Here is a 19,831-nt window from a genome sequence, read left to right as displayed (position 1 = left end):
GTGACGCGACGAACCGACTGGGCCGAGTACGAGTACGCCGACCCCGGTGCCCCGCGGGGGAGGGGCACCGGCGGTGACACGGGCTCCGCCACGGCCGGCGACGACGGGTACGGGGACGGCCGAGAAGGCAACGGGGGACCCGGCGGGTACGGGAGCGGCGGCAGGCACCCCGGCGGCGAGGCCTACGGGGACGGCACGGGCGGGACCGACGGCCCGGGGAGGCCGACCGGGTCACGTGGCGGCCGTGGGCGCGGCCGAGGCCGCCGGCGGGGAGGCTTCGGGGAGTCTCCCGGTGAGGACGAAGGCGCCCCCACCTCGTCGAGGGCCGAGCGGGGGGAGTCTTCGGGGGACCCGGTCGAGCGGGCGCGGGCGATCTGTCTGCGCCTGCTCACCGGGACCCCGCGCACCCGCAAGCAACTCGCGGACGCCCTGCGCAAGCGGGACATCCCCGAGGAGGCGGCCGAAGAGGTGCTCTCGCGGTTCGAGGAGGTCGGGCTCATCGACGACGGGGCGTTTGCGGAAGCCTGGGTGGAGTCCCGGCACCACGGCCGGGGACTCGCCCGCCGCGCGCTCGCCCGCGAACTGCGCACCAAGGGCGTCGACTCCACGCTGATCGACGAGGCCGTCGCCCAACTCGACTCCGAGCAGGAGGAGGAGACCGCACGGGAACTCGTCGCCCGGAAGCTGCGGGCCACCCGCGGCCTCGACCGCGACAAGCGGCTCCGGCGGCTGGCCGGCATGCTCGCCCGCAAGGGCTACTCCGAGGGCATGGCCCTCCGCGTCGTCCGCCAGGCCCTGGAGGAAGAGGGCGAGGAAACGGAGTTCCTCGAGGGCGAGGGCTTCTGACAGCGGGGGCCCGGCCGCCGAGCGCAGCCGGCCGCGTGCCGGGGTGGGGCTAACCCCCGCCCAGGACGCCGGGTCACCGCAGTGCCCCGGATGCCCCGCGCGGGTGAGGGTGTACGCACGCCCCGGACCCCGGCTCACGCCTGGGCCCGTCGGCACACGGACAACCGGGACGCACAACAGAAAAGAGCCCGCCCCGATGATGCTGCGTTACGCCCTCAAGACCGTCCGCGCCCGCAAGGCGGGCTTCCTCGGCGCCTTCCTCGCCCTCATGTGCGCGGCCGCTCTGATCACCGCCTGCGGCACCCTCCTCGACACCGGCCTGCGCGGCTCGATCCGCACCGAGCGCTATGCCGCCGCTCCGGTCGTGGTCTCCGCCGACCAGTACGTCCACCGCACCACCGTGAAGCACAAGAAGGGCAAGACCAAGGTCAAGCACAAGGCGAAACCCGTCGCCGAACGCGCCTGGCTGTCCACCGACTTGGGCACGACCCTCGCCCGCACCCCCGGCGTCGCCCGTGTCGTGCCCGAACTGACCTTCATCGCCCAGCCGTTGACACCCGCCGGCACCGTTGGACGCACCGCCTACGGGCACGCCTGGGAATCCGCCGCGCTGACCCCCTACCGGCTCACCGCTGGCACCGCGCCCAGGACCACCGGCGATCTCGTCGTCGACCACGACCTCGCCGCGCGCGCTCATCTCCGCCCCGGGGACCGCCTCACCGTGCAGTCGACACGCTCACCGCGCGCCTACCGGATCACCGGTATCGCCAGTCCGGCCACGCCCGTGCGCCACCAGACCTCGCTGTTCTTCTCCACCGCCGAGGCCCGCCGGCTGGCCGCACACCCCGGGCAGGTCAGCGCCTTCGGCGTCCTCCCGGCCAGGGGAGCCGACCCCGAGGCGGTGCGCCAGGCCGTGGCACGGGCACTGCACGGCACCACCGCCCAGGTCAGCACCGGAGACGCCCGCGGGCCCGTCGAGTTCCTGGACGCGGCCGCCGCCCGCACCCGGCTCATCAGCATGGGCGGCGCGATGGGCGGCACCTCGCTGCTGGTCGCGGTGCTCGTGGTCGTCGGCACTTTCGCACTCACCGTCCAGCAGCGCCACCGCGAACTCGCTCTGCTCCGAGCCATCGCCGCCACGCCCGGACAGGTCCGCAGGCTGCTGGGCCGGGAGGCGCTGATCGTCGGCGCTGCGGCGGGCACCGCCGGGGCGCTCCTCGGTCTGCCGCTGGGCGGGCTGCTGCACTCCCGGTTCGTCGCCCTGGGCGCCGTACCCGACACGCTTCAGCACACCACCAGCGTCTTCCCGCCGTTCGCCGGCCTCGCCGCGACCCTGCTCGGCGCCTGGGCGGCGGCCCGGATCGCCTCCCGCAGGGTCGCCCGGATCCGTCCGGCGGAAGCACTGGCCGAGGCGAAGGCCGAGCGCGACCGGCCCGCCTGGGGGCGTATCGCCGCCGGTCTGCTGTTCCTCGCCGGTGGCATCGTCCTCGTCGCCGTCCTCACCGCGCTGCGCACCGAGCCCGCCTCGACTCCCGTCACCTTCCTCGCCGTCGTCGTGCTGTCCACCTCCGTCGCCCTGCTCGGTCCCCTCCTGGTCAAGGCGGCCGCGCTGCTGCTCGCCGTACCGCTGCGGCTCACCGGCCACGGCGGGCGGCTCGCCACCGCCAACCTGCGAGGCAACGCCACCCGGATGGCCTCCGTCGTCACTCCTCTCACCCTGCTCATCGGCATGACCTGCACCGTCCTGTTCGTCCAGTCGACCCTCGGCGGCGCGGCCCGGGCCCAGGCGCGCGAGGGCGTCACCGCCGACTGGGTCGTCGCGGCGAAGGGCCCCGGCGTCCCGGGTGAGGCCGCGCGACTGCTTCGGGCCCGGCACGACACCGTCACCGAGGTGGTGCGCACCACCGTCCGCGTCGGCCTCGACAAGTACTCCGCCCAGGGCGTCACCCCGGCCGGTCTCACCCGCACCTGGGACCCGCGGGTCACCGCCGGCTCCCTCGCGGATCTCGCCCCCGGCACCGTCGCCGTCAGCCGACTGGCGGCGGACCAGCATCACTTGAGGCCGGGAAGCAGCTTGAAACTGACGCTCGGCGACGGCACCCCCGCCACGCTCACCATCGTCGCCGTCTACGACCGCGGTCTCGGCTTCGGAGACCTCACCTTCGCCCACGACCTTCTGGCCCGCCACATGGACAATCCGCTCGCCTCCTCCGTCCTCGTCGGTACGACCCGTACAAAGACAGAACTCGCGACTACTCTCCGTAAGTTCCCGGGTCTGGAAATTCTTTCACCGGCCGCCGCCGACTCGCTCCAGGCCGAACGGCAGCAGGCGAACGCCGAGGTCAACTACCTGGCCATGGGACTGGTCCTGGCGTTCACCGCCATTGCGGTCGTCAACACCCTCGCCATGTCGGTCGCGGAGCGTGTCAGGGAGTTCGCCCTGCTCCGCCTCGCCGGAGCGACCCGCCGCCAGGTGCTGCGCATGCTCCGCACCGAGGCGCTGTCGGTGCTGCTCCTCGCCACCGCGCTCGGCAGCGGCATCTCCCTGGCCGTGCTCACCGCGTTCAGTCTCGGCATGACGGGCCGGGCCGCCCCCACGGTCATGCCCCTGCTGTATGTCGCCGTCGTCGCGGTGGCCGCGCTCCTGGCGCTCACCGCGAGTGCCCTTCCCGGGCGGGTGGCGCTCCGCGTCAGGGCGGTGACGGTGGCCACCGCGAAGGAGTAGGCGGGCGGCGGCCACGAGCCGCCGCCCGCCGACGCCTCGCCGGCGGTGGTGGCCGGCTCAGGCTGCGGTCGGCTCCACGGGCAGTCCCTCCGCCCGCCACGCCTGGAAGCCGCCCACCAGGTCCGTCGCCCGGTGCAGGCCCAGTTGGTGCAGGGAGGCAGCCGCCAGGCTGGAGGCGTAACCCTCGTTGCAGATGACGACGACCCGCAGATCATGGCCGGTCGCCTCGGGCACCCGGTGGCTGCCTTGGGGGTCGAGCCGCCACTCCAGTTCGTTGCGCTCGATGACCAGGGCGCCGGGGATCAGACCGTCCCGCTCGCGCAGGGCCGCATACCGGATGTCGACCAGCAGGGCGTCACCGCTGAGCGCCGCCTCGTGCGCCGCTCGCGCCTCGATGCGCCGGTAGCCCGCACGGACCCGCTCCAGCAGCTCGTCGATGCCGGCCGGCCGCACCGTCGTCTCCTCGCTCACTGCCAGTCCTCCGGACGCTCGACCTGCTCCAGGCGCAGCACCTGGCCCGTGCGACTGTAGCGACGGATCCGCGGCAGGGGCGGAAAGTAGGCGTGGACCGAGATCGCATGTCGGTCCGGGGACTCGTTGATGACCTCGTGGACGTGGTGGTGGCCGAAGGCGCGGCCCTGCCCGGCGGGCAGCCGGCGTTCGCGGTCCACGTCCTCGGCGAGTTCCAGGGTCTTCCAGCCGTCGGTGGGCAGCCGGGCGGCCAGCGAGAACTCCTTGAGTTCCCCCGAAGCGGTGACGAAGGCGCCGACCGAGTCGGCGTGGTCGTGCCAGCCGGTGCCGCTGCCGGGCGGCCAGCCGATCAGCCAGGCCTCGCTGCCGCCGGGACCTTCGAGGCGCACCCAGGTGCGGCCCTCCGGGTCGAGCGGCAGCGAGGCGATCAGCTCGCCGTCGGCGGCCGTACGCCGTGCGAAGTCGAGGAGGTCCGCCTGAGTCGGCGCATGGCCGGCGGCACCGGCAGGGGGCAAGGGGGAGCCGGAGGCGGAACCGGCCGTGGAGAGGGATGCGGAGGCAGCAGGGGAGACAGACACGTACACCGTCCTGAGGAAGGTTCGCCGAAACGGGCGCACCGAGGCGCCCGCGAGAAAAGGGGAGCGAAATTCAGCAGGACGGGCGACACACGCAGCCCGCATAGCGGACGAGGTCCATATGGACCCTCCGCCACAGGCGCACACAGGTGTCGGTCACGATCCGGAGTACAGCACGCTGCCGGACGCCGGTCAACTCACCGTCACCATGCGGACAGCCGGTGACGGAGTCCTGGTCAGCGCACGCCGGAGCGCGCCCCTGACTCCTGTTTCACCGCACCGCCCACGGCCGCCTGCGCTGCCGCGTACAGGTCGGCCGGGCGTACCCCGCTCAGTGCGGTGACCAGATGGCCGTCGGGGCGCACGAGCAGCACGCTGTGCGCCGGTGCGCCCGGGTACTCCTCGGCGACCAGCAGTTCCGCCGGATGCGGAAGCGCGGTCACCGCGGCGGCGAGCCGGGGCATGACGCCGGCGGACACCCAGTGCTTGCGGTCCCACACCCCGGTACCGGGTGCGATCAGCACGACGAGCAGCGCGCCGCGGCCCAGCCGGTCGCGCAGCCGTACGAAGGAACCATCCTCCGCGGTGACGCGGACGTCCGTCACCGGTGCGCCCGGCGCGGTGCCGACCGGGATCTCACCCTCCAGAGGCCCCGGCGCGAGCGGTGAGTCGGTGTACGCCCCCGGCGCACCCAGTGGGCCGCGCCCCAGATGACCGTCCGTGAGCAGCGCATCGTGGCCGCGGGCCGCGCCGGGGACGATGTGACGCAGCCCGCCACCCCCGCGCAGCACCGGCAGCACCTGGTCGGCGGCGCGCAGCCGGGCGGCGACCACCGCGCGGCGTTCGGTCTGGTAGCTGTCGAGCAGGGCCTCGTGGTGCCCGTGGTGCCAGGCCGGGGCCAGCTTCCAGGCCAGGTTGTCGGCGTCCCGGAGTCCCTCGTCGAGCCCCTGGGTGCCGAGCGCGCCGAGCAGGTGGGCCGCGTCACCGGCGAGGAAGACCCGGCCGGCCCGCCAGCGCCGGGCCAGCCGGTGATGGACCGTGTGGACCCCGGTGTCGAGCAGGTCGTACGGAGGAGTGGAGCCGTCCGTCCAGCCCGCGAGGGTCTCGCGGATCCGGGCCACCAGCAGCTCGGGCGTGACCAGGTCCTTGCCCGGCGGCAGCAGCCAGTCCAGGCGCCACACGCCGTGCGGGAGGGGGCGGGCGGAAACCTCCGAGGCCGAGGGCCCGGACTGCCGCCACGGCGGCGTCCGATGGAGCAACGCCCGACCCTCCCACGGAAGTTCCGTACGCAGCGCGGCGACCGCGTGCCGCTCCACCGCGGTACGGCCCGGGAAGCGGATGTCCTGCAGTTTGCGCACCGTCGAGCGGGGACCGTCGCAGCCCACCAGATAACTGCCGCGCCACCAGGTGCCGCTGGGACCGCGGGTGTGCGCGGTGACGCCGGAGCGTTCCTGCTCCATCGAGTCGAGCCTGCTGTCCGTGGCGACCTCGACCAGCGGCTCGTCCGCGATGGCCGCGCGCAGGGCGCCGGTGAGCAGATGCTGGGCGATGTGCAGTGGGGCGGGGTCCGCCACGTCGAAGGTGATCTCGCCCGTCACCTGCTTGCGCCGCACCGACCGGAATCCGGTCCATCTCATCCCCTGGTCACCGAGCGCGCTCCCGGTCAGCCGTTCCACCAGGGCGGCCGTGTCCTCGCGCAGGACGACGGTGCGTGCCGGGCGCGGTTCGTCCTTGCCCGGGCCCTCGTCCAGGACGACCGAGGGAACGTCCTGACGCGCCAGCGCCAGGGCGAGCGTGAGCCCGACGGGCCCCGCTCCGACGATGATCACCGGGTCCACGGCGCGGCGCCCCCTGCCCGCAGCGGTGCCCTCGGGGATGAGTGTGAACAGGAGGTTGGAGCAGGGTGCACGATCACAGAATGTATGCAACCCATTGGCAGAGTTTGCGTCAAGCGACCGGAGGCAGTGGCGATCATGCCACTGCCTCCGGGGGCCGTACGGGTGACGTGATGCTCCGTCAGACGAGGCCGCCGGGGCCGGCGCCTGCGCCGACACCGTCCCCGCCCGCCGTCGTACCCGGCGTGTCCGCGACGTCCTGGGCCCCGAGAACCGCACCGGTGGACTTCTTGCCTCGCCGCAGCCGGCCCTCGAGCCAGCTCGCGAAGGAGGTCAGCGAGTAGTTGATGACAACGTAGATCACGGCCACGACGGTGAGAGAGGCGATGATGTTGGCACCGTAGTAACCGCTCATCGTGTTGGCCGAGGAGAGCAGTTCGGGGAAGGTGAGGACCGCGCCGCCGATCGCCGTGTCCTTCACGATCACGACCAGCTGGCTGACGATCGCGGGCAGCATCGCGGTGACCGACTGGGGCAGCAGGATGAGCCGCATCGTCTGGGTCTTGCGCAGGCCGATCGCGAAGGCCGCCTCCGACTGGCCCTTGGGCAGGGCGAGGATGCCGGCCCGCACGATCTCCGCGAGCACCGACGCGTTGTAGAGCACGAGACCGGTCACGACCGCGTAGAGCGGCCGGTCGTCCGAACTGATGTTGGTGTACTGGGCGAACAGAGCCAGCCCGAAGATCATCAGGACCAGCACCGGGATCGCGCGGAAGAACTCCACGACGGCCCCCACCGGGACACGTATCCAAACGTGGTCCGAGAGGCGGGCGATGCCCAGTACGGCGCCCAGTGGCAGCGCGATGACCATCGCGAGCGCCGCCGCCTTCAGTGTGTTCTGCAGACCCGGCCAGATGTACGTCGAGTACGCTTCCGAGCCGGTGAAGAACGGCTTCCACAGCACCCAGTTCAGCTGGCCCTTGTCGTCCAGAGCCTTGTACACCCACCACACGACGGCCGCGAGGACGACCAGGAAACCCGCCGTGTACAGGATGTTGCGCCGCTTGGCGCGGGGTCCTTGGGCGTCGTACAGGACCGAACTCATCGCTTCACCGCCACCTTCTTGCCCACCCAGCCGAGGATCAGACCGGTCGGCAGCGTCAGGCAGCAGAACCCGAAGGCGATGACGGCGGAAATCAGCAGCAGCTGTGCCTCGTTCTCCACCATCTCCTTCATCAGGAGCGCCGCCTCCGCCACGCCGATCGCGGCTGCCAGCGTCGTGTTCTTCGTCAATGCGATCAGCACGTTGGCCAGCGGGCCGACGGCCGCGCGGAAAGCCTGGGGCAGCACGATCAGGCCGAGCACCTGCGTGAAGCTCAGGCCGATGGCCCGGGCCGCCTCCGCCTGGCCGACGGGAACCGTGTTGATGCCGGCGCGGATCGCCTCGCAGACGAAGCAGGACGTATAGACGATCAGGCCGAGCACAGCCAGCCGGAAGTTGCTCGTGTCGACCACGTCCGAGCCCAGCGTGATGCTCAGCGTGTCCCTCAGGCCGAGGGAGGCGAACAGGATGATCACCGTGAGCGGGATGTTCCGCACGATGTTCACGTAGGTGGTGGCGAAGCCGCGCATCAGCGGCACCGGCCCCACCCGCATGCCGGCCAGCACCGTGCCCCAGATCAGGGAGCCCACGGCGGACAGCAGTGTGAGCTGCACCGTCGTCCAGAAGGCGCCCAGCACGTCGTACTTGTCAAGAAAGTCGAACACGATCTCCCGCGCTTCCGCGTGTAGGGATGCCCGGGTGCGCCGCGGTCAGGAGCGGCGCACCCTGCGGGCGTTGCCTCAGCTCTTGATCTCGCCGATCTTCGGAGCCTGCTCGTTCTTGTAGTCGGCCGGACCGAAGTTCTTGTCCACGGCCTTCTGCCACGAACCGTCGGAGACCATCTCCTCCAGGGCCTTGTTGATCTTGGCCTTGAGGTCGCTGCCCTTCTTGACGCCGATGCCGTAGTTCTCGTTGGTCATCTTGAAGCCGCCCAGCTTGAACTTGCCCTTGAACTGGGACTGGGAGGCATAACCGGCGAGGATCGAGTCGTCCGTGGTCAGGGCGTCGATCGCCTTGCTCTGCAGACCGGTCAGGCAGGCCGAGTACGTCGGGTACTGCTGGAGCTGCGCCTTCGGCGCCAGCTTGTCCTTGACGTTCTGCGCCGACGTCGAGCCGGTCACCGAACACAGCCTCTTCTTGTTGAGGTCCGCCGGCGACTTGATGGTGTTGTCGTCCGCGCGAATCAGCACGTCCTGGTGGGCCAGCAGGTACGGGCCGGCGAAGTCGACCTTCTGCTGGCGCTCAGGAGTGATCGAGTAGGAGGCGGCGATGAAGTCGACGTCGCCGCGCTGCAGCATGGTCTCGCGGTCGGCGCTCTTCGACTCCTTCCATTCGATCTGGTCCGCGCCGTAACCGAGCTTCTTCGCGACGTAGGTGGCCACGTCCACATCGAAGCCCGAGTAGCCCTGGGGGGTCTTCTGGCCGATGCCGGGCTGGTCGAACTTGATGCCGATCGCGATCTTCTTGCCACCACCGGAAGAGCCGTTGTCGTCCTTCTTGCCGCCACCGCAAGCGGTGGCGCCCACGGCGAGGGCGAGTACGGCGGCCGAGGCGGCGGTGACCTTGCGGAGCTTCATGGTGAACATCCTTTGCGTGGTGGAAGAACGAGGCCGGTGAGGGAGGGGCGACCCCGGAACGTCAGGGCGCGCGGGCTCCGCGCGGTCAGTGGTGCAGGATCTTCGACAGGAAGTCCTTGGCCCGGTCGCTGCGCGGCGCGCTGAAGAACTGGTCGGGCGCGGCCTGCTCGACGATGCGGCCGTCCGCCATGAAGACCACCCGGTTCGCGGCCGACCGTGCGAAGCCCATCTCGTGGGTGACCACGATCATCGTCATGCCCTCGCGGGCGAGCTGCTGCATGACCTCGAGGACCTCGTTGATCATCTCGGGGTCGAGGGCCGAGGTCGGCTCGTCGAAGAGCATGACCTTCGGGCCCATCGCCAGCGCCCGGGCGATCGCGACGCGCTGCTGCTGGCCACCGGAGAGCTGTGCGGGGTACTTGTCGGCCTGGGTGCCCACACCGACCCGGTCGAGGAGCGCGCGGGCCTTCTCCTCGGCCTGCTTCTTGTCCGCCTTGCGGACCTTGATCTGGCCCAGCATCACGTTCTCGAGCACGGTCTTGTGCGCGAAGAGGTTGAAGGACTGGAAGACCATGCCGACGTCGGCGCGCAGCCGGGCCAGCTCCCTGCCCTCATGGGGCAGCGGCTTCCCGTCGATCGTGATGGTGCCGGAGTCGATGGTCTCCAGCCGGTTGATGGTGCGGCACAGCGTCGACTTCCCGGACCCGGAGGGCCCGATGACCACGACGACCTCGCCGCGGGCGATCGTCAGGTCGATGTCCTGGAGCACATGCAACGCGCCGAAGTGCTTGTTGACGCTCTTCAGGACGACCAGTTCGTCGGTCGCGGCCACGTCTTCCTTGGCCACCGATACTTCGGTCATCGCTCTCGGGCTCCGTCCTCCTCGGTTTCCGTGGACAGTAGTGAGACCCCGTGACCAGCGTCATCACATCTGAGGGGAATCTGAGCATCACGATCCGATAGCAATCGGACACGTGTCGTAGCACTTGCGTTATGTGCCACGTATCGGGCGCATAACGGAAGCGGCAGGCAACCGGAACCCTCTTGACGCCGTCCTTGTCCATCGGCGTGACTTCCATCGTGCACGCGCGTGTGCAGGTGAGATACAAGCCGAACGAGAACGACGACCGTATGACCACTGAACCGGAGGGGGCGGCGATGAGACTGCTGCTCGTCGAGGACGACAACCACGTCGCCGCGGCCCTGTCCGCGGTCCTCGCGCGGCACGGCTTCGACGTCACCCACGCGCGCAGCGGCGAGGAGGCCCTCCAGGCGCTCGTTCCCGAGGGCGCGGGATTCGGCGTGGTCCTGCTCGACCTGGGCCTGCCCGACCAGGACGGCTACGAGGTCTGCGGCAAGATCCGCAAGCGCACCAGCACCCCGGTGATCATGGTCACCGCCCGCTCCGACGTCCGCTCCCGCATCCACGGGCTCAACCTGGGCGCCGACGACTACGTGGTGAAGCCGTACGACACCGGGGAACTGCTCGCCCGGATCCACGCCGTCAGCCGGCGCAGTGTGCACGAGGACCCCGCGCCGGACGCGGGGAGCGCGCTGCGGCTCGGCTCGGTGCACATCGAGCTGCCCACCCGTCAGGTCAGCGTGGACGGTTCGGTGATCCAGCTCACACGCAAGGAGTTCGACCTGCTCGCGCTGCTCGCGCAACGGCCCGGCGTGGTCTTCCGGCGGGAGCAGATCATCAGCGAGGTGTGGCGCACCAGCTGGGAGGGGACCGGTCGCACGCTGGAGGTGCACGTCGCGTCCCTGCGCGCCAAGCTGCGCATGCCCGCGCTGATCGAGACCGTACGAGGCGTCGGCTACCGGCTCGTCGCCCCGGCCGCCTAGCGGGGACGGGTGCGCACCCGGCTGCTGCCGCTGCTCATCGTCCTGATGGCGGCCGTGCTCCTCGCCCTGGGCGTGCCGCTCGCCGTCAGCCTGGCCGCCTCCCAGCAGCAGACGGTCGTGGTCGACCGGATCGACGACACCGCGCGCTTCGCCGCGCTCGCCCAGTTCGTCACCGACGTCCCCACCGCGTCCCGGCCGTCCACCACGGACGAGCGCCGGCAGACCCTGCGCCGCGAACTCGACAGCTACCACGGCGTCTACGGCATCCGCGCGGGCGTCTTCTACAGCAACGACGCCGCCATGGCCAACGCCCCCGGCGACTGGCTGCTGCCGCGGACGGGTGAGGTGCGGGAGGCCTTCGACGAGGCGCTGCTCAGCCGACGCAGCCACGACCCGCGGCAGGTGTGGCCCTGGCAGCACGGCCGGCTGGTCGTCGCCTCACCGGTGATCCGGGACGGGGACGTGGTGGCCGTCGTGGTCACCGACTCGCCGACCGGGCAGCTGCGCTCGAACATCCTGCGCGGGTGGCTGGTCATCGCGGCCGGCGAGGTCGCCGCGATGCTGCTCGCCGTCGGCGCCGCGCTGCGGCTGACCGGCTGGGTGCTCAGACCGGTGCGCGTCCTGGACGCGACCACGCACGACATCGCCACCGGGCGCCTGAAGTCCCGGGTCGCGGTCGGCGGCGGGCCGCCGGAACTCAGACGTCTGGCCCGGTCGTTCAACGAGATGGCGGACAACGTCGAGGACGTCCTGGAACAGCAGCGCGCCTTCGTCGCCGACGCCTCGCACCAGTTGCGCAACCCGCTGTCGGCGCTGCTGCTGCGCATCGAGCTGCTCGCCCTGGAACTCCCCGAGGACAACGCGGAGATCGCCTCGGTCCGCACCGAGGGCAAGCGGCTCGCGCAGGTCCTGGACGACCTGCTCGACCTGGCGCTGGCCGAGCACGCGGAGGCCGACCTCCGGCTGACCGACATCGGCGCGCTGGCCGGGGAGCGGGTGGCGGCCTGGGCGCCGGCCGCCGCCGCCAAGGGCGTCCGGCTCACGGGCGACTGCCCGCCGACGACCGGCTGGGCCGACCCGATCACCCTGTCCAGCGCGCTGGACGCGGTGATCGACAACGCCGTGAAGTTCACCCCCGAGGACGGCACGGTCGAGGTCACGGTGGCCTCCAACGGCGACAGCACGACCGTCCGTGTCGACGACACCGGACCCGGACTCACCGACGAGGAACTCACGCGCGTGGGCGACCGTTTCTGGCGCAGCGGCCGCCACCAGAACGTCAAGGGCTCCGGACTCGGCCTGTCCATCACCCGCGCCCTGCTCGCCGCGGGCGGCGGCTCACTCGACTGCGCGCACCACGAGCCACGGGGACTGACGGTCACGGTGACGGTGCCGCGGCACGCCGAGCCACGCTAGACACGCGCCCGGACTGCCGGGCCCCGCGCGAAGCGGCCCGCTACGGCTTGACCGACCGGTAGTAGCGCCGGGCCCCCTGGTGCAGGGGCAGCGGGTCGGTGTAGATGGCGGTGCGCAGATCCACCAGTTGCGCGGAGTGGACATGGGCGCCGATGTCGTCCCGGCTCTTGATCACCGTGCGGGTCACCCACTCGGTCAGCCGGGGATCCATGTCCGAGCGGGTCATCAGCACGTTGGAGACCGCGATCGTCGCCACCGTCGAGCCGTGCTGCACGCGCGCGTACGCCGACTCCGGGATGTTGGTGGCACGGTAGTACCGCCCGGTCTCGTCGCCCGCGTGCAGCTTGGCGGCCAGATCGCCGTCGATCGGCACGAACTTGAAGGCGCCCTTCCTCGCTAGTCCCTCCAGCCCCTTCGTGGGCAGCCCGCCCGACCAGAAGAACGCGTCGAGCTTGCCCTGCGCGAGGCGGGCGGGTCCGGTGTCTATGCCGTCCGACACCGGAGTGACGTCCTTGTGCGGGTCGATGCCGGCGGCCCTGAGCACCCGGTCGGCGATCAGCCGCACCCCGGAGTCGGGCAGACCGGTGGCCACCCGCTTGTGCCGCAGATCCTCGACACTCTCGACCGCCGAGTCACGCGGCACGATGAGCTGCACGTAGTCGTCGTACAGCCGGGCCACTCCGCGCATCCGGCCCGCCGAGCCGGGGTGCCGCTGCTCGTACGTCGCCACCGCGTCGGCCGCCGCGATCGTGAAGTCGGCGTGGCCGGTCGCCACCCGCTGGACGTTCTGCTGCGAACCGGCGCTGTTCAGCAGCTTCACCTTCAGGCCGGGCATGTCCTTCGCCATCTCGGTGCGCAGCCGCTCGCCGTACTCCTCGTAGACCCCGCGGGACGTGCCCGTACTGAAGACGATCGTCCCGCTCGGCGGCTTCTCGCCCAGGGGCAGCAGCCACCACAGCAGCAGCCCGAGGGCCACGGCACCGACGGCCGCGCTCTGCAGCGCCCGGCGCCGGCTGACACGGGGGAACACCTTGGACATGCGGGCGATCCTGCCAGCCGCCCGCGGGGCTGACCAGGGCCGGGGTCACCGCGGGCCGCGACGGCGGCGCGGCCGGGCTGTCGGTGGCGGCCGTTACAGTCGCCGCATGAGCACTTCGCCCGCCCGTCTCGTCCGCGAATTCCACCTCGCCTTCGGCCTCGACGCGCACAGCACCCCCACCGAAGTGGCTCCCGCGCTGGCCGCGCATCGCGGGGAACTGCTCGCCGAGGAGGCCGCGGAAGTCGCCGAGGTGTCGGTCGAGGGCCCGCTGGACCGGCTCGCGCACGAGCTGGCCGACGTGGTGTACGTGGCGTACGGCACCGCGCTGGTCCACGGCATCGACCTCGACGAGGTGATCGCCGAGATCCACCGCGCCAACATGAGCAAGCTGGGCCCCGACGGCCAGGTCGCCCGGCGCGCCGACGGCAAGGTCCTCAAGGGGGAGCACTACCGGGCGCCGGACGTGTCCGCCGTGCTGCGCCGCCAGGGCTGGAGAGCGGACGGCGCGGCCTGACACCCGCCGCCTGAGCCGGCCGCCACGCCGCTCGCCGCTCCACCGCCCCCCAGCCCGCCGGGACGGTCGGTGGCCGGGGGGAACGCCTAGGCTTGGGAGCGAGGATCTGCCGCGCCCGGTCCCGCCGGCGAGCCGGCGTACGGGCGGGGGACCGGTCCCCTGTGCGAAGGCGGTGACCTGCCATGCCGTACGCGGTGGTGAGTGCGCTGAGCCATCCCGGGCTGGTCCGCGAACGCAACGAGGACAGCCTCGTCGCCGGGCCGTGGACCCTGTGCGCGACGGTCACCGAGAACCCGCAGACCCTGGTCTTCCCGCTCGGCACACCTCTCGTCGTCGCCGTGGCCGACGGGCTCGGCGGACATCCCGGCGGCCATGTGGCCAGCGCCCTGGTGGCCCGCCGGATCGCGGCCGTCGCTCCCGGACTGGACGGCGAGCAGGCGGTCCGTGACGCCGTGGACGACTGCAACCGCGCCGTCCAGGCGGCCGCCGGCGGCGACTCGGGGGGTGAGTTCGCGACCATGGGCACGACCGTGGCCGGCGTCGTGCTGCGGCCCGGCTCGCTGCTGGTGTTCAACGTGGGCGACAGCCGGGTGTACGCGGCCGGCCGGGACGGACTGCGGCTGCTCAGCGTCGACGACCGTCCCCCGCCGGATTCCGCGTGGGGCGCCAGCCACCTCGTCACCCAGTGCCTGGGCGGCAGCCGCGCGTACCGCGCCGTGCGCGCCCATGTGACCGAGCGGCCCCTGACGCCCGGCGAGCGCTGCCTGCTGTGCACCGACGGCCTGACCGATCCGCTGCCCGACGACGTGCTCGACGAGGTGATGCGGGAGCACGACGACGGCCGGGCGGCGTTCGAACTGTGGAAGGCCGCCGTCGCGGCGGGCGGCCCGGACAACATCACGCTGGCCGTCGTGCGTGTGGCGGACGAGTGAAGGGGCCCTTCGGCGAGCACCTACCCTTGACCCATGACCAGCAGCAGCGACCGGAGCCTCGCAGTGGACGTCCAGGGACCGAAGACCTATGAAGTGCGCACCTACGGGTGCCAGATGAACGTCCACGACTCCGAGCGGTTGTCCGGGCTGCTCGAGGAGGCCGGCTACGTGCGCGCCCCCGAGGGATCGGACGGCGACGCCGACGTCGTCGTGTTCAACACGTGCGCGGTGCGGGAGAACGCCGACAACCGGCTGTACGGCAACCTCGGCCGGCTGGCGCCGAAGAAGGCCTCGCGGCCCGGCATGCAGATCGCGGTCGGCGGCTGCCTGGCGCAGAAGGACCAGGACACCATCGTGAAGAAGGCGCCCTGGGTGGACGTCGTCTTCGGTACGCACAACATCGGCAAGCTGCCCGTCCTGCTGGAGCGCGCCCGCGTCCAGGAGGAGGCGCAGGTCGAGATCGCCGAGTCCCTCGAGGCCTTCCCCTCCACGCTGCCCACGCGGCGCGAGAGCGCGTACGCGGCCTGGGTGTCGATCTCCGTCGGTTGCAACAACACCTGCACCTTCTGCATCGTCCCGGCGCTGCGCGGCAAGGAGAAGGACCGCCGCACCGGCGACATCCTCGCCGAGATCGAGGCCCTGGTCGGCGAGGGCGTCTCCGAGATCACGCTGCTGGGCCAGAACGTCAACGCCTACGGCTCGGACATCGGCGACCGCGAGGCCTTCAGCAAGCTGCTGCGCGCCTGCGGGAACATCGAGGGCCTGGAGCGCGTGCGGTTCACCTCCCCGCACCCGCGCGACTTCACCGACGACGTCATCGCCGCCATGGCCGAGACGCCGAACGTCATGCCGCAGTTGCACATGCCGCTGCAGTCCGGCTCGGACACGGTCCTGAAGGCGATGCGCCGCTCGTACCGGCAGGAGCGCTACCTCGGGATCATCGAGAAGGTGCGCGCCGCCATCCCGCACGCGGCGATCACCACCGACATCATCGTGGGCTTCCCCGGCGAGACCGAGGAGGACTTCGAGCAGACCCTGCACGTCGTGCGCGAGGCCCGCTTCGCGCAGGCGTTCACCTTCCAGTACTCCAAGCGGCCCGGCACCCCGGCCGCGACCATGGAGCACCAGATCCCCAAGGAGGTCGTCCAGGCCCGCTACGAGCGTCTGGTCGCACTCCAGGAGGAGATCTCCTGGGAGGAGAACAAGAAGCAGGTCGGCCGCACGCTGGAGCTGATGGTGGCCGAGGGCGAGGGCCGCAAGGACGGCGCCACCCACCGGCTGTCCGGCCGGGCCCCGGACAACCGCCTGGTCCACTTCACCAAGCCGGAGCAGGAGGTGCGCCCCGGTGACGTCGTCACCGTCGAGATCACCTACGCCGCCCCGCACCACCTCCTCGCCGAGGGCCCCGTCCTCGACGTGCGCCGCACGCGCGCGGGCGACGCCTGGGAGAAGCGCAACGCCGCCGAGGCCGCCAAGCCGGCGGGCGTGCTGCTCGGTCTGCCGAAGGTCGGCGTACCCGCGCCACTGCCCGCCGTGGCGAGCGGCTGCGGCTGCGACTGAGCGGCACGGAAGCCGGCCGGCGTGCGCACCGCCCAGGGCTCCGGCCCGGTGACCGGTCCGGGGCTCGGTGTGGCGCTCGGCCTGGGGTAACGCTCCGTCTCCGGACGGCGTTACCCTGCCGGTCATGCTTGTCGCCGCCGCCGTCTGCCCCTGCCCGCCGCTGCTCGTGCCCGAGGTGGCCGCGGGCGCCGCACCGGAACTGGACCCCGCGCGCGCGGCCTGCGCCGACGCGCTCGGTGTGCTCGCCGCCGCCCGGCCCGACATCCTCGTGGTGGTCGGGCCGGCCGAGCGCGACGGGCGCGGCCGGCACCCGCAGGGCGCTCCCGGGTCCTTCCGGGGATTCGGTGTCGACGTGGCCGTGCGGCTCGGCCCCGCCACGGGCGCCGCCGCCGAGCGCGAGCTGCCGCCGTCGCTGGCCGTCGCGGCGTGGCTGCTGGAGCGCACCGGGTGGGCGGACGCCCCGATCGAGGGGCTCGGGGTCGGGGAACCGCTCGAACCCGAGCGGTGCGTGGAGACCGGCAGGGAGCTGGGTGCCCGGGCCGGGCGGGTAGCGCTGCTGGTGATGGGGGACGCCAGCGCCTGCCGCACCCTGAAGGCGCCGGGCTACCTCGACGAGCGGGCGGCCCCGTTCGACGCCGCGGTGGCACGCGCCCTGGGCACGGCGGACGTCGCGGCCCTCCAGTCCCTGGACCCCGGCCTCGCGTACGAGCTGAAGGCCTCCGGACGCGCCCCCTGGCAGGTCCTGGCGGGCGCCGCGGAGGGCGCGGGCCTCGAAGGCGCGCTGCTGTACGACGACGCGCCCTACGGCGTCGGATACCTCGTCGCCACCTGGTCGTAGGCCGCGCGGAGGACGCCCGCGGGCCACGGGCACGAAACGGCGGACGGCCGGGAGGCGTGGTGCCCCGCGACCGTCCGACGAGCCGTGTGCCGTGTGCCGTTCAGGAGGTGGGCGGCGGCCCTTCCGGCCGGGCCGGCGGATTCGCACCGCCGACGTGCGGCTCGTCCTTGTGCGCGAGGCGGTCCATCGCGTCCTTCGCCTTGCCCGTACCGGCGTGGATCTTGTCGGTGTACTTGCCCTTGGTCCGCTCGTCCACGGCCCGCGCGGCCTTGTCGATGCCGTGCTGCACCTTGTCCCCGTGCCTGTTCGCCAGATCCGACACCTTGTCCCTGGCCGGACCCAGCCTGGCCTTCATGTTCTCGAAGAGACCCATGCTCCACCTTCCCTGACGGGGACGGTCACCTGCGGGCGCCCTCACCGGCCTCGCTGTCGGCGGCCTCGTCCGCGGACTGCTGCTTGGGGATCTCCGGGCCCTCGGCAGCGTCGGCGTCGTCGGCCGCGCGGGACTCCGGGGCGTCCGCGGCGGCCCTCTCTTCCTCGTGCGTCTCCTCGGACACGGCCGTCGCCCCAGCCGTCTCCGCGCCCTCGACCGTCTCGGGCGCCGCGGTCTCCTCCGGCGCGTCGCCGGCCGGCCCTTCGGCGGCCGACGCCTCCTGCTTCGCCTTCGACCTGCCGAGAAGCCGTGCAAAAACGCCCATAACCACTCCATACGTTACTCGTGCGGGTGAAATCCCGCGTCAAGCGGTGCGTCCGTCCGCGCCACCCGGGCCACCGCCTCCAAAGACCGAGCGGGCGGTACCCCGGTGCAACGAACCGGGATGCGCGCCGTCACGTAACTCGTTCGAGGCGCGGCCGGGAGGTTTGCGAGACTGGTGCGGTGAGCAGCGCAGCCCCCGCCCCCCGCGTCATCGCCGTCGTCGGCCCCACAGCGGCCGGAAAGTCCGATCTCGGCGTGTTCCTGGCCCAGCGACTCGGCGGGGAGGTCGTCAACGCCGACTCCATGCAGCTGTACCGAGGGATGGACATCGGCACCGCCAAACTGACGCCCGAGGAGCGGGCGGGTGTCCCGCACCACCTGCTGGACATCTGGGAGGTGACGGCCGCCGCCTCGGTCGCCGAGTACCAGAAACTCGCCCGCGCGCGGATCGACGCGCTGCTCGCCGAGGGCCGCTGGCCGATCCTGGTCGGCGGCTCCGGGCTGTACGTACGCGGAGCCGTGGACAACCTCGAGTTCCCCGGCACCGACCCCGTGATCCGGGCCCGTCTGGAGGAGGAGCTGGCGCTGCGCGGCTCCGGCGCGCTGCACGCCCGCCTGGCCGCGGCCGACCCCGACGCCGCCCGCGCCATCCTGCCCGGCAACGGCCGCCGCATCGTCCGCGCCCTGGAGGTGATCGAGCTCACCGGGCAGCCCTTCACCGCCAACCTCCCCGGCCACGACTCCGTCTACGACACCGTGCAGATCGGTGTGGACGTCGCCCGCCCCGAGCTCGACGAGCGCATCGCGCTGCGCGTCGACCGGATGTGGGAGGCGGGGCTGGTGGACGAGGTGCGCGCGCTGGAGGCGCTGGGGCTGCGGGAAGGCCGGACGGCCTCGCGCGCGCTGGGCTACCAGCAGGTGCTCGCCGCGCTCGCCGGGGAGTGCACCGAAGCGGAGGCGCGGGCCGAGACCGTGCGCGCCACCAAACGCTTCGCGCGCCGTCAGGACTCCTGGTTCCGGCGCGATCCGCGGGTGCACTGGCTGAGCGGTGCGGCGGCGGACCGGGAGGAACTCCCGCGGCTGGCTCTGGCCGTGGTCGAACGACCGGTCACAGCCTGATCACGTGATGGCATCGGGATGCGCCGCCGGTCAACGCGGCCTCCGGTGCCGTGCCATCATCGAGCTTCGATCGACCAAGTGGAGTCCTAGTTGGGAGGGCGCGTGGCGATGGAGGCCGGCCCTCGCGACACCGCACGAAGTGCCGAGCAGATCACGACCGACCCCGCCGAACCGGAACAGGGCGAGGACCGGCTGACCGACGACGCGGGGCATCTCGCCGACGACGGCCCGGACGACACCGAGGGCGGCGTGACCGCCGACGGCCCCGCGCCCGAGGAGATGTACGCGAGCGGCCCGGAGGTCGAGGTCGAGCTGCGTCCGCAGCGGCGGCTGCGCATCTGGCAGCTCGCGCCGATCGTGGCCCTGGCCGCCGGCGGCTCCCTGATGTTCGCCTTCCCGCTCGCCTTCGACTTCGGCGACAGCGGCGCGGTCATCGCCATGCTGGGCCTGCTGATCTGCTCCTGCGCCGCGGGCTGGGGCATGATGGCCGCCCGCCGGGTGGGCCACACCTGGCCGGGGCTGCCGGCGCGCGGCTCCGGGCGCCGCCCCGACTGGCGGGTCGTCCTCGCCTACGTGCTCCTGGTGGCCCTGGTGGCCGTCCTCGCCGTGTGGCGCGTGGCCCGGCTGCGCTAGGTCGTGTCCGCAAAGTCGCGTCGTTCGCCCGCAGGGCGGGCGTCGCGGCGTCCGGTGCGTGCTCTGGGGGTCCCCCGGCCGAAGGCTGGGGGAGTGCCGGCCGGATG

Annotated in this window: 21 protein-coding genes; 10 read left to right on the top strand and 11 right to left on the bottom strand. The window is 72.3% G+C overall.

Annotated features, from left to right (window positions below; genetic code table 11):
- Entirely contained in the window at positions 1 to 846 is an 846-nt protein-coding gene (recX, locus tag ACFYU0_RS35060) for a recombination regulator RecX (RefSeq protein ID WP_351669665.1), read from the top strand.
- A 196-nt stretch (positions 847 to 1,042) separates the two neighbouring features.
- Entirely contained in the window at positions 1,043 to 3,571 is a 2,529-nt protein-coding gene (locus ACFYU0_RS35055) for an ABC transporter permease (protein WP_389306457.1), read from the top strand.
- A gap of 57 nt (positions 3,572 to 3,628) precedes the next feature.
- Here ACFYU0_RS35055 and ACFYU0_RS35050 read toward each other — a convergent pair whose 3' ends face one another.
- The 8 genes from ACFYU0_RS35050 to ACFYU0_RS35015 form a co-directional block, all read right to left on the bottom strand.
- Positions 3,629 to 4,042 carry a rhodanese-like domain-containing protein gene (locus tag ACFYU0_RS35050; protein WP_351669661.1) on the bottom strand — a complete coding sequence of 138 codons (414 nt, stop codon included), beginning with the start codon at positions 4,040 to 4,042 and terminating at the stop codon, positions 3,629 to 3,631.
- A complete protein-coding gene (locus ACFYU0_RS35045; RefSeq protein ID WP_389306455.1) occupies positions 4,039 to 4,620 on the bottom strand; it encodes a cysteine dioxygenase in 582 nt (193 codons plus the stop codon). Before ACFYU0_RS35045 ends, ACFYU0_RS35050 begins: the two co-directional genes overlap by 4 nt.
- A gap of 70 nt (positions 4,621 to 4,690) precedes the next feature.
- Positions 4,691 to 4,762 carry a putative leader peptide gene (locus tag ACFYU0_RS35040; RefSeq protein ID WP_309544753.1) on the bottom strand — a complete coding sequence of 24 codons (72 nt, stop codon included), beginning with the start codon at positions 4,760 to 4,762 and terminating at the stop codon, positions 4,691 to 4,693.
- A gap of 91 nt (positions 4,763 to 4,853) precedes the next feature.
- On the bottom strand, positions 4,854 to 6,455 hold the full coding sequence (locus tag ACFYU0_RS35035) for an FAD-dependent monooxygenase (RefSeq protein WP_389306453.1): 1,602 nt from the start codon (positions 6,453 to 6,455) through the stop codon (positions 4,854 to 4,856).
- 178 nt (positions 6,456 to 6,633) lie between these two features.
- Complete coding sequence (locus tag ACFYU0_RS35030) at positions 6,634 to 7,557, bottom strand: amino acid ABC transporter permease (RefSeq protein WP_389306451.1); 924 nt, start codon at positions 7,555 to 7,557, stop codon at positions 6,634 to 6,636.
- The gene (locus tag ACFYU0_RS35025) at positions 7,554 to 8,219 is read right to left on the bottom strand and encodes an amino acid ABC transporter permease (protein ID WP_389306449.1); all 666 of its coding nucleotides are present in this window, start codon (positions 8,217 to 8,219) and stop codon (positions 7,554 to 7,556) included. Before ACFYU0_RS35025 ends, ACFYU0_RS35030 begins: the two co-directional genes overlap by 4 nt.
- Before the next feature lie 75 nt (positions 8,220 to 8,294).
- Positions 8,295 to 9,131 carry a glutamate ABC transporter substrate-binding protein gene (locus tag ACFYU0_RS35020; RefSeq protein ID WP_389306447.1) on the bottom strand — a complete coding sequence of 279 codons (837 nt, stop codon included), beginning with the start codon at positions 9,129 to 9,131 and terminating at the stop codon, positions 8,295 to 8,297.
- 85 nt (positions 9,132 to 9,216) lie between these two features.
- A complete protein-coding gene (locus tag ACFYU0_RS35015) occupies positions 9,217 to 9,993 on the bottom strand; it encodes an amino acid ABC transporter ATP-binding protein (RefSeq protein WP_389306445.1) in 777 nt (258 codons plus the stop codon).
- Positions 9,994 to 10,289: 296 nt separating this feature from the next.
- On the opposite strand from ACFYU0_RS35015, the gene ACFYU0_RS35010 reads away from it, so the two are divergent.
- Positions 10,290 to 10,976, top strand: coding sequence for a response regulator transcription factor (locus ACFYU0_RS35010; RefSeq protein ID WP_351669719.1), 687 nt, complete (start codon positions 10,290 to 10,292; stop codon positions 10,974 to 10,976).
- 9 nt (positions 10,977 to 10,985) lie between these two features.
- Positions 10,986 to 12,392, top strand: a complete 1,407-nt coding sequence (locus ACFYU0_RS35005) for a HAMP domain-containing sensor histidine kinase (RefSeq protein ID WP_351669649.1) — start codon at positions 10,986 to 10,988, stop codon at positions 12,390 to 12,392.
- A 40-nt stretch (positions 12,393 to 12,432) separates the two neighbouring features.
- Here ACFYU0_RS35005 and ACFYU0_RS35000 read toward each other — a convergent pair whose 3' ends face one another.
- On the bottom strand, positions 12,433 to 13,431 hold the full coding sequence (locus ACFYU0_RS35000) for a TAXI family TRAP transporter solute-binding subunit (RefSeq protein WP_389306442.1): 999 nt from the start codon (positions 13,429 to 13,431) through the stop codon (positions 12,433 to 12,435).
- A gap of 106 nt (positions 13,432 to 13,537) precedes the next feature.
- Here ACFYU0_RS35000 and ACFYU0_RS34995 point away from each other — a divergent pair, with 106 nt between their 5' ends.
- From ACFYU0_RS34995 to ACFYU0_RS34980, 4 genes are all read left to right on the top strand, one after another.
- Positions 13,538 to 13,945, top strand: a complete 408-nt coding sequence (locus ACFYU0_RS34995) for a MazG nucleotide pyrophosphohydrolase domain-containing protein (protein ID WP_389306440.1) — start codon at positions 13,538 to 13,540, stop codon at positions 13,943 to 13,945.
- Between the two features lie 182 nt (positions 13,946 to 14,127).
- Positions 14,128 to 14,877 (top strand): PP2C family protein-serine/threonine phosphatase, encoded by a 750-nt coding sequence (locus ACFYU0_RS34990; RefSeq protein WP_389306438.1) that lies wholly within the window; start codon positions 14,128 to 14,130, stop codon positions 14,875 to 14,877.
- A gap of 33 nt (positions 14,878 to 14,910) precedes the next feature.
- Positions 14,911 to 16,437, top strand: coding sequence for a tRNA (N6-isopentenyl adenosine(37)-C2)-methylthiotransferase MiaB (miaB, locus tag ACFYU0_RS34985; protein ID WP_351669641.1), 1,527 nt, complete (start codon positions 14,911 to 14,913; stop codon positions 16,435 to 16,437).
- 124 nt (positions 16,438 to 16,561) lie between these two features.
- Positions 16,562 to 17,275: a class III extradiol dioxygenase subunit B-like domain-containing protein gene (locus ACFYU0_RS34980; RefSeq protein WP_389306435.1), complete on the top strand. Its 714-nt coding sequence runs from the start codon at positions 16,562 to 16,564 to the stop codon at positions 17,273 to 17,275.
- 100 nt (positions 17,276 to 17,375) lie between these two features.
- Here the strand turns inward: ACFYU0_RS34980 and ACFYU0_RS34975 are convergent, their stop codons facing one another.
- Together ACFYU0_RS34975 and ACFYU0_RS34970 are read right to left on the bottom strand one after the other, a co-directional pair.
- Positions 17,376 to 17,648, bottom strand: a complete 273-nt coding sequence (locus tag ACFYU0_RS34975; RefSeq protein WP_351669637.1) for an antitoxin — start codon at positions 17,646 to 17,648, stop codon at positions 17,376 to 17,378.
- A gap of 25 nt (positions 17,649 to 17,673) precedes the next feature.
- Positions 17,674 to 17,973 carry a hypothetical protein gene (locus tag ACFYU0_RS34970; RefSeq protein ID WP_389306433.1) on the bottom strand — a complete coding sequence of 100 codons (300 nt, stop codon included), beginning with the start codon at positions 17,971 to 17,973 and terminating at the stop codon, positions 17,674 to 17,676.
- A gap of 179 nt (positions 17,974 to 18,152) precedes the next feature.
- Between ACFYU0_RS34970 and miaA the strand changes: the two genes are divergently transcribed.
- Positions 18,153 to 19,091, top strand: coding sequence for a tRNA (adenosine(37)-N6)-dimethylallyltransferase MiaA (gene miaA / locus ACFYU0_RS34965; protein WP_351669633.1), 939 nt, complete (start codon positions 18,153 to 18,155; stop codon positions 19,089 to 19,091).
- Between the two features lie 108 nt (positions 19,092 to 19,199).
- On the top strand, positions 19,200 to 19,724 hold the full coding sequence (locus ACFYU0_RS34960; protein ID WP_351669716.1) for a hypothetical protein: 525 nt from the start codon (positions 19,200 to 19,202) through the stop codon (positions 19,722 to 19,724).
- Positions 19,725 to 19,831 lie beyond the last annotated feature (107 nt).

The organism is Streptomyces sp. NPDC003720 (assembly GCF_042875075.1).
Taxonomy (GTDB): domain Bacteria; phylum Actinomycetota; class Actinomycetes; order Streptomycetales; family Streptomycetaceae; genus Streptomyces.
This window is presented reverse-complemented; position numbering and strand designations above follow the sequence as displayed.

Excerpts from the sequence above, each read along its gene's own strand:
- ACFYU0_RS35055 (WP_389306457.1), top strand. The coding sequence starts at position 1,043 with ATGATGCTGCGTTACGCCCTCAAGACCGTCCGCGCCCGCAAGGCGGGC.
- ACFYU0_RS35030 (WP_389306451.1), bottom strand. The coding sequence starts at position 7,557 with ATGAGTTCGGTCCTGTACGACGCCCAAGGACCCCGCGCCAAGCGGCGC.
- ACFYU0_RS35020 (WP_389306447.1), bottom strand. The coding sequence starts at position 9,131 with ATGAAGCTCCGCAAGGTCACCGCCGCCTCGGCCGCCGTACTCGCCCTC.
- ACFYU0_RS35015 (WP_389306445.1), bottom strand. The coding sequence starts at position 9,993 with ATGACCGAAGTATCGGTGGCCAAGGAAGACGTGGCCGCGACCGACGAA.
- ACFYU0_RS35010 (WP_351669719.1), top strand. The coding sequence starts at position 10,290 with ATGAGACTGCTGCTCGTCGAGGACGACAACCACGTCGCCGCGGCCCTG.
- ACFYU0_RS35000 (WP_389306442.1), bottom strand. The coding sequence starts at position 13,431 with ATGTCCAAGGTGTTCCCCCGTGTCAGCCGGCGCCGGGCGCTGCAGAGC.
- ACFYU0_RS34995 (WP_389306440.1), top strand. The coding sequence starts at position 13,538 with ATGAGCACTTCGCCCGCCCGTCTCGTCCGCGAATTCCACCTCGCCTTC.
- ACFYU0_RS34990 (WP_389306438.1), top strand. The coding sequence starts at position 14,128 with ATGCCGTACGCGGTGGTGAGTGCGCTGAGCCATCCCGGGCTGGTCCGC.
- miaB (WP_351669641.1), top strand. The coding sequence starts at position 14,911 with ATGACCAGCAGCAGCGACCGGAGCCTCGCAGTGGACGTCCAGGGACCG.
- ACFYU0_RS34980 (WP_389306435.1), top strand. The coding sequence starts at position 16,562 with ATGCTTGTCGCCGCCGCCGTCTGCCCCTGCCCGCCGCTGCTCGTGCCC.
- ACFYU0_RS34975 (WP_351669637.1), bottom strand. The coding sequence starts at position 17,648 with ATGGGTCTCTTCGAGAACATGAAGGCCAGGCTGGGTCCGGCCAGGGAC.
- ACFYU0_RS34970 (WP_389306433.1), bottom strand. The coding sequence starts at position 17,973 with ATGGGCGTTTTTGCACGGCTTCTCGGCAGGTCGAAGGCGAAGCAGGAG.
- ACFYU0_RS34960 (WP_351669716.1), top strand. The coding sequence starts at position 19,200 with ATGGAGGCCGGCCCTCGCGACACCGCACGAAGTGCCGAGCAGATCACG.